This window comes from Mycobacterium sp. (genome assembly GCF_032162605.1).
In the GTDB taxonomy this organism is placed as follows: domain Bacteria; phylum Actinomycetota; class Actinomycetes; order Mycobacteriales; family Mycobacteriaceae; genus Mycobacterium.
Genome location: NZ_JAVROT010000615.1, coordinates 1 through 6,568 on the forward strand (window position 1 = coordinate 1; position 6,568 = coordinate 6,568).

The window sequence follows — 6,568 nt, forward strand, 5'->3', positions numbered from 1 at the left end:
TTCCGACCAGCCCGCTCGGTGGCTTCCGTTGGCGCAAAACAACATCGCGGTGGTGGATCGCCGCCGCGCACCCGACTGCGTGCCGACCATCGTGGTCGCGACCAGCCCACCGCGCCACCATCGGCGGGCCTGTCCTCGACGGTGATCACCCTGGGCCGCGGCGAGACCCGCGGGCCGGCGCCCGACCTGCGCTCCGTGCAGACCTCGCAGTCCACGGTGCGGGTCAGCTCCGCCGACCGGACCATGGACCTGGCGATCGTGGCGTTCCGGCAAGAGCAGGCATGGACGGGATGAAGCTCTGGCTCACGCGGGCGGACCTCGTCGCTCGGAATCTCAACAGACCAGCTAGCACCACCACGGACGCGCATCAACTGCACCTGTTGCGGTCTGCGATAACGCCGTGGTCACTGTACGGCTGCAGCTGAGAGAATCTCGTGGCATCCGATCTCTACGAGTCCGGCATTCTTACCGCGGGCGCACGGATCCTCAGGGCCGACAACGGCTCCGAGGTGACACTCCGTGATTTGGCGGGAACCGGCGAGCGCCTGCTGGTGTGGTCGCTCGATGAACCCATGCGCCTAGTCGCGCGGCCAATGCTGCGCGGGGTCCCGAGCGGACGGCAGGCAGCGTACGCGCTGCGGTTGGCCTGCGGCCGTGAAGTCGAGGCGACTGCCAACAGTCAGTTCATGACACTTGACGGATGGAATCGACTCTCGCTAGGTATCGGTGGATTCTTTCGCGACTCCGAGCTGGCCCGCCCAGCGGCGGGGAGAGCGTATGCGGCACTCCGATCACATCCAGAACTTTCGCGGCGATGAAGTCGAGCAGTTCATTGACGTCTTTGGAGCCAGCGTAGAAGCCGGGGGAGGCTGGCAGGATCACGGCTCGTTCTGCGGCCAGGTCGGCCATTTGCCGTAGCGTGCTGTGACGCATGGGTGTCTCTCTGGGCACGATTACCAGGGAGGCGGCGTTCCTCGAGGGTGACGTCGGCGGCGGGTTGAATCAAGTCTCTGCTGATCCCGGTGGCCACGCCAGCGATGACGGCTGTGCTGGCCGGGACGATGATCATGCCGCGGGTCAGATAGCTGCCGCTGGCGGGGTCGGCCGTGAAGTAGTCGCTGACGTTCCACACGAGCATGTTCCCGACGTCGCGTCCGAGGAATTGTTCGGTATCTTCACGCCACTGTGCCTCGTGGAATGTCGAGCCTGTCTCGTCGATCAGCGTCAGTCGCGCCGCTTGGCTCACGACCGGGTCCACCGGCAGGCCGGCGTCGAGCAGTCCGCGCAAGACCGCGGCCGCGTAGGGTGTGCCGCTGGCGCCGGTGATTCCTACCACCCACGGAATACGTTCTGTGCCTTGCTGAATCACGTCAACGGATCCCACCCAGGACGTCGGGCCAGCGTTGCACCACTCGGTCGAGCAGGTCGCGCGAAGCCTCAGCGACTGCGGGGAACTCCGCCAGACGCGCCCAGGGGCGGCAGGCGTCGATGACGGCTCTGTTGTTGAACGCGGGCGCGCCTGGTTCGCGCAGTGGGTCAACCCGGCTGCCCCAGGTGCGGTGGAGCACCTCGATGTCGACGCCGGGATCGGTGCGTGTGCAGACCGCCCACATCACGTCGTTGAGGCTGCGGGGGTCGACGTCGTGGTCGACGACGACGACGAATTTGTTCATGTAGGCCGCCGAGGGCAGCGACGCGGTGAGGTGTCCCGTTTGGCGGACATGCCCCGGATACTGCTGGTGCACAGCGACGGCGAGCAGTTGACGGCCGCCGCCGACTTCGTGCGCCCACACGCCTTCCAGGCCGGGAAGTCCGGTGGCGACCAGTGCGTCGTGAATCATCGCGGACTTCATGACGCTGCGCATGTACGAGTAGTCGTGGGGTGGCTTACCGGGGGGCGCCCCGAGCTGGATGGGGTTGTGGCGGTGATAAATCCGCTCGATGTCCATGGTCAGGACCGGCTCACTGCCGCCGCTGTAATAGCCGGTCCATTCTCCGAACGGGCCTTCTGGTTCGCGGCGGTCGGGAGTCAGCCAGCCCTCGACGACGATCTCACTGAAGGCCGGCACCGGGAGCCCGGTGAGCTCGCCGGCGACAATGTCCACGGGTCGACCCAGCACAGCCCCGGCGTACTCGAGCTCGGAGACGCCGCGGGGGACTTCGGTGCCCGCGACCACCAGCAGGAGCGGGTCGTGGCCGAGTGAGGCGGTCACCGGTGCCCGGCCCGCACGGTCGAACCAGGCGCGGACGTGCGCCGCGCCGTGCTTGCCCGCCTCCATGTTGACACTTGCTGCGCGCCCATCGTTTTGGACTTGCATGCGGTACGCGCCCGCGTTGACGACACCGGTGTCGGGGTCGGTGGTGAACACGGCGCAGCCGGTGCCTGCGTAACGCCCGCCGTCACCTTCGTGCCACCGCGGGATCGGGAAGTCCAACAGCTTCACTTCGGGTGGCTTCAGGACGTTTTCGCACACCGGACCGGAAGCTATTTCTTGCGTCGGGTAGTTGGCTGCGGTGGCTGCCCAGTGGTTCGGGCGGCTGCGCAGCGCATCAATCAGCGCGCGGTCGTCGAGATCTGTTCCGAGTCGCAGTGTCACGCCGAGTCGGCGGGCATTGGCGACGCTGGCGCTCAATACGCGTTGACCGCTGCGGTAGCCGGTGATGTTGTCAAACATCAGAGCCGGCGGCGAGGAGCGCAAGTAGTTGACTTGCGATGCGGCTCCGATTTCCTCGTCCCAGTGCGCGCCGTCGATGTGGCGTAGCTCGCCAATGTCGTCGATCAGCGCCAGCCAGCCGCGCAGATCGGCGATGTCCTCGAGTTGGCTGGTCATGGATGTCCTTGCGTGTAGAGGCTGTCGATGAACCCCGATGACTGCAGCTGCGCGACGAAGATGTTTTCGACGAGCAACTTCGGATGTGAGAGAGCAACGCAGCTCCCCGGTTATGAGGCCAATCACGAAAAAGTGTCGACACTAACTTGGGCAGACCGATTCTGATGTCGAGGCCTTAGTCAACATCTCCACCTCTACGCTGCTTTTCTCCGCGTTTCCTGAACACAGGAAAATGATGTCGTATTGGCTGGTTCACACCCACGTGGAATCGCTTCTTCACCGAGCGCGACCGTTCGCTGCTCACGGCGACCACATGGACGAAGCGGGCACCGTTCGGGATCGGCTAGCACCCTGCATTGGTCATCGTCGACGCGTACTACGGTGCACTAGGCCTGCCGCGCGCCACTGCCCGATGTCGTCGGACGCTGGCCCTCTGCGTGCGGTACGGACGGCTGCGATGCCGTCGACCGCACAGTTCGCGTTCTCAGGCGGCCCGCACGGCGAGTGCGGGCCGAAGGCCGACGACCTGATCTTGCATCGCCGGTGCGCCTGCCGGGCCACCGGGCGGGAACCGACTGTCGCGTCACATGACGTCATCGGGATTTGGAGCGGGAACGGATCGCGAGTGCTGGCCGCAGAGTGAGGGCGGCGGTGTCGGCGACTTCGGCGATCTCGAAGCTGCCCGGCATCCTTCCCGGAGAACGCATCTCGGCCGAGATCGTGCAACACCTACGTACCGTCGTGGCTGCTGAAAGTCCCTACAACGCAAACTATTTAAAATCGGCGCTCGGGTCCGGCTCGTCCAGCGGGTCGGGCACGGCGACGGCTGCCAGCTTCGCATCCTTCGGGCTCGGCGAAGAGACGTGGTCCAGCGGACGCGCACCGGCGACCAACAACGCGCTGTGTGCCTACACCCCGTCGCGCGGCGTGATCTCCGTGCGGGGCAACTGGCCGCTGGTGCCCACCATGGACGTCGTGGTCAAAGGATCAGCAGCCGCTGCACAACCATGTAGCCGAATACCATGTGGAACAACAACTGCTCGTTGGTCCACCGCGTCCCGCGCGTCGGCACGGTCCAAACGTTCTCGCGCTCTGCGTCGACGAGCAGTCGGTGGAACTCAACGCGGGCCCGCTCGAGGTCGGCCGCCAGCGCGGTTCTATCGACGGTGCCGTCGTCCGCCGCCACCGTGCTCGTCCTACCCAGCCGGACGCGACGCTGCCAGTGCGCCGACTAACTGCTCGACACTCGGCGATCCAGATAGGCCACCGTCGCGACGATAGAGCCGACACGACAGCCCAACAGCGGCTTCATCTCTCGGGAACGGGTCGCAGCCGTTGATCAACACCGTCGGCGATCCGACAAAGTCGAGTGCCGCGGCCTCCGCGGAGGTACGCACCAGCCGAAGCCGCACCTGTGTGTCGGAACGACCGACGGCCTCGAGGGCGATCACCAGCAGCTGCCTAATGACGGTCAGGTTCGGGCAGCCCTGCACGAATCGCAGCTCGACATCCACACTGCCAATGATGCGCCTGCCCGGCGTACTCACTCCATGCGTTTCACATCTGGTGCGGACACGGGAAAGGTGGTGCCCACGGGCGGGACGGCATGTATAGGGATTCGGCCAGTCAGCTCGGGATGCACGGGCTTGGAAAGCGGGCCGACCCGCGTCATACCGGCGTCTGACGGTGAGTAGGTGTGCCGATGCAGTTTCCGCCGAACAAAGTTCCCGTTTGTGCGCCCTCGCCGGCGTCGATGACCGGCCACGCGTTACCCCGCGGTCTTGACCGGGAATGATGCTAGTTATGGACGGCGAGGCAGACTTTCGCAGCAAAGAGGAAGTTGAGCGGGCCGCGCAGCCAAGGAGGAAGCAACGACGTCAGTCCGACCTTCGCCGCTGGCGGCAGCACCTCGCCGACGAACGCGCGGAGGCTGCGGTGTACCGCGATTTGGCGGAGCGGCGCACTGGGGAGGAACGCGACATCCTGCTTGCCTTGGCCGCGGCAGAGGGCCGCCACGAACAGTACTGGCGGGCACTGCTGGGCGATGAGGTGGGCAAGCCCAGGCAGAACGACCTACGTACCCGCGTACTGGGTTTTCTGGCGCGGCACTTCGGGTCGGTGTTCGTCCTCGCCCTCGCCCAGCGGGCTGAGGCGCGCTCAACGTATGACGCCGATGTTGACGCCACTCCATCGATGGCCGCAGATGAGCGTATCCACGAGGAAGTGGTCCGCGCGCTGGCTGCCCGCGGCCGTAATCGGCTGTCGGGCAGCTTCCGGGCAGCAGTGTTCGGGGCCAACGACGGCCTCGTCAGCAACCTCGCCTTGGTCTTGGGTGTCAGCGCCAGCGGGGTCTCCAATCAAACCGTGCTGATCACCGGTGTAGCTGGTCTCCTCGCTGGCGCTCTATCCATGGGTGCGGGCGAATACGTCTCGGTGCGATCCCAGCGCGAGTTGTTGGAGGCATCGACCCCTAGCCCCGAATCAGCCGCCGCGCTGCCCCAACTGGATATCGACGCGAATGAGTTGGCATTGGTATACCGAGCCCGGGGACTGAGCGCCGACGAAGCCGCCGCGCGCGCCGCGGAGGTACTCCGGAATCACACCCTAGGAATTGACGGCAGGCGCGCCGCGGGCTCGGGCGTCGACGGTCACGAAGCGGTTGGCACCGCGTTGGGAGCGGCCATCTCGAGCTTCTGCTTCTTTGCCTCTGGTGCGCTGATCCCTGTGCTGCCTTACCTGTTCGGACTGCAAGGCATCGTCGCACTGGTCGTAGCCGCGATCCTGGTGGGGCTGGCCCTGGTGGCTACCGGTGTGATTGTGGGCCTGTTGTCCGGCGGACCGCCGTTACGCAGAGCGGTGCGCCAACTGCTCATCGGCTACGGCGCCGCCACCGTCACGTATCTGCTGGGCCTGCTCTTCGGTACCGGTATCGGCTAACAGCGAACGTAACTATTGCCGCCGTCCTTCACGCACACGAACGGCACCGAGGGTTGGTTGGCTCGCTCATCGTGTGTCAGGCGATCGGGGGTGATTTTCGGCTCGGCGAGCAGGCGGCGGACGCTCGCATGAGGCATGAGGCATGAGGCATGAGGTGTGACGCCGTTCGTCTTGCCCGCGTGCAGGCTGGCACGGGGATCGTATGGACCGCTCGTTCGAGCGAGGCGTCCTGCGCGGTGGTATGTCGACAGCCGACATGATGTTGATTGGCTGCGACTCAAGCTCGATGCGTGCTTGGGGAAGCGACCCGTGTCATCGAGGGGCATTACAGATGCCCGGTCCCGTTCGCTGTTTGGGTTTCCGCCCTGACAGCCGAGTATTCGGCGGTCCTTGCAGGCCAAGCTGTGAGCATCAGATCGCCGTCAGCGGACGGCCTGGCTAGGGGCAGGACGAGTTGTCAGCGCCGCCGTGGCGCTATTCGGAGCGGGAGGACTTGCCGCGCAGTGGTATTCAGTTGCCGTCAACAGGTGCTAAATACATTGCAGCGCACGGCCTGTCGTGCGTCTTAGGCTTGGTGGCACTTCCTTGTCGTCGCGATCATGCCTCTCCGTGTTCCGTTGGCGTGTCTATGCCCGCGACTCGACGAGTTCGGCGAGCTGCCGGGTGACTGTGCCCCAGCCGTCGTGGAAGCCGAGCTGTTCGTGCTGGTCGCGGTCGGCGATGTTGCGGTGCAGCGCGGTGGCGGTGTACTCGGTGCCATCCGGGTGATCCTTCATGGTGATGACGGCGGTCACGAATGA

Annotated in this window: 5 protein-coding genes and 4 pseudogenes; 4 read left to right on the forward strand and 5 right to left on the reverse strand. The window is 65.4% G+C overall.

What is annotated here, in order from left to right:
• Positions 1-294, forward strand: a pseudogene (locus QOI01_RS35275) (hypothetical protein); the annotation flags it as partial.
• 146 nt (positions 295-440) lie between these two features.
• Positions 441-722 (forward strand): annotated as a pseudogene (locus QOI01_RS35280) (replicative DNA helicase); the annotation flags it as partial.
• Between the two features lie 107 nt (positions 723-829).
• Here QOI01_RS35280 and QOI01_RS35285 read toward each other — a convergent pair.
• Positions 830-1,384: a flavoprotein gene (locus QOI01_RS35285; protein ID WP_526388756.1), complete on the reverse strand. Its 555-nt coding sequence runs from the start codon at positions 1,382-1,384 to the stop codon at positions 830-832.
• A complete protein-coding gene (locus QOI01_RS35290; protein ID WP_526388758.1) occupies positions 1,371-2,831 on the reverse strand; it encodes a UbiD family decarboxylase in 1,461 nt (486 codons plus the stop codon). The genes QOI01_RS35285 and QOI01_RS35290 overlap by 14 nt, the downstream gene beginning before the upstream one ends.
• A 747-nt stretch (positions 2,832-3,578) precedes the next feature.
• Between QOI01_RS35290 and QOI01_RS35295 the strand changes: the two are divergent.
• Positions 3,579-3,833, forward strand: a pseudogene (locus tag QOI01_RS35295) (amidase family protein); the annotation flags it as partial.
• On the opposite strand, the pseudogene QOI01_RS35300 reads toward QOI01_RS35295, so the two are convergent.
• Both QOI01_RS35300 and QOI01_RS35305 read right to left on the reverse strand, forming a co-directional pair.
• Positions 3,814-4,017: pseudogene (locus tag QOI01_RS35300) on the reverse strand (DinB family protein); the annotation flags it as partial. The pseudogenes QOI01_RS35295 and QOI01_RS35300 sit on opposite strands and share 20 nt — an antisense overlap.
• Before the next feature lie 10 nt (positions 4,018-4,027).
• Positions 4,028-4,345: a thioredoxin family protein gene (locus tag QOI01_RS35305; RefSeq protein ID WP_526388760.1), complete on the reverse strand. Its 318-nt coding sequence runs from the start codon at positions 4,343-4,345 to the stop codon at positions 4,028-4,030.
• A 289-nt stretch (positions 4,346-4,634) separates the two neighbouring features.
• Between QOI01_RS35305 and QOI01_RS35310 the strand changes: the two genes are divergently transcribed.
• Positions 4,635-5,768 carry a VIT1/CCC1 transporter family protein gene (locus QOI01_RS35310; RefSeq protein WP_526388762.1) on the forward strand — a complete coding sequence of 378 codons (1,134 nt, stop codon included), beginning with the start codon at positions 4,635-4,637 and terminating at the stop codon, positions 5,766-5,768.
• A gap of 626 nt (positions 5,769-6,394) precedes the next feature.
• On the opposite strand, the gene QOI01_RS35315 is transcribed toward QOI01_RS35310, so the two are convergent.
• Complete coding sequence (locus tag QOI01_RS35315; RefSeq protein ID WP_526388764.1) at positions 6,395-6,562, reverse strand: SRPBCC domain-containing protein; 168 nt, start codon at positions 6,560-6,562, stop codon at positions 6,395-6,397.
• Positions 6,563-6,568: the final 6 nt, after the last annotated feature.

Coding starts and splice junctions, on each gene's coding strand:
- QOI01_RS35290 (WP_526388758.1), bottom strand. CDS start 2,831: ATGACCAGCCAACTCGAGGACATCGCCGATCTGCGCGGCTGGCTGGCG.
- QOI01_RS35310 (WP_526388762.1), top strand. CDS start 4,635: ATGGACGGCGAGGCAGACTTTCGCAGCAAAGAGGAAGTTGAGCGGGCC.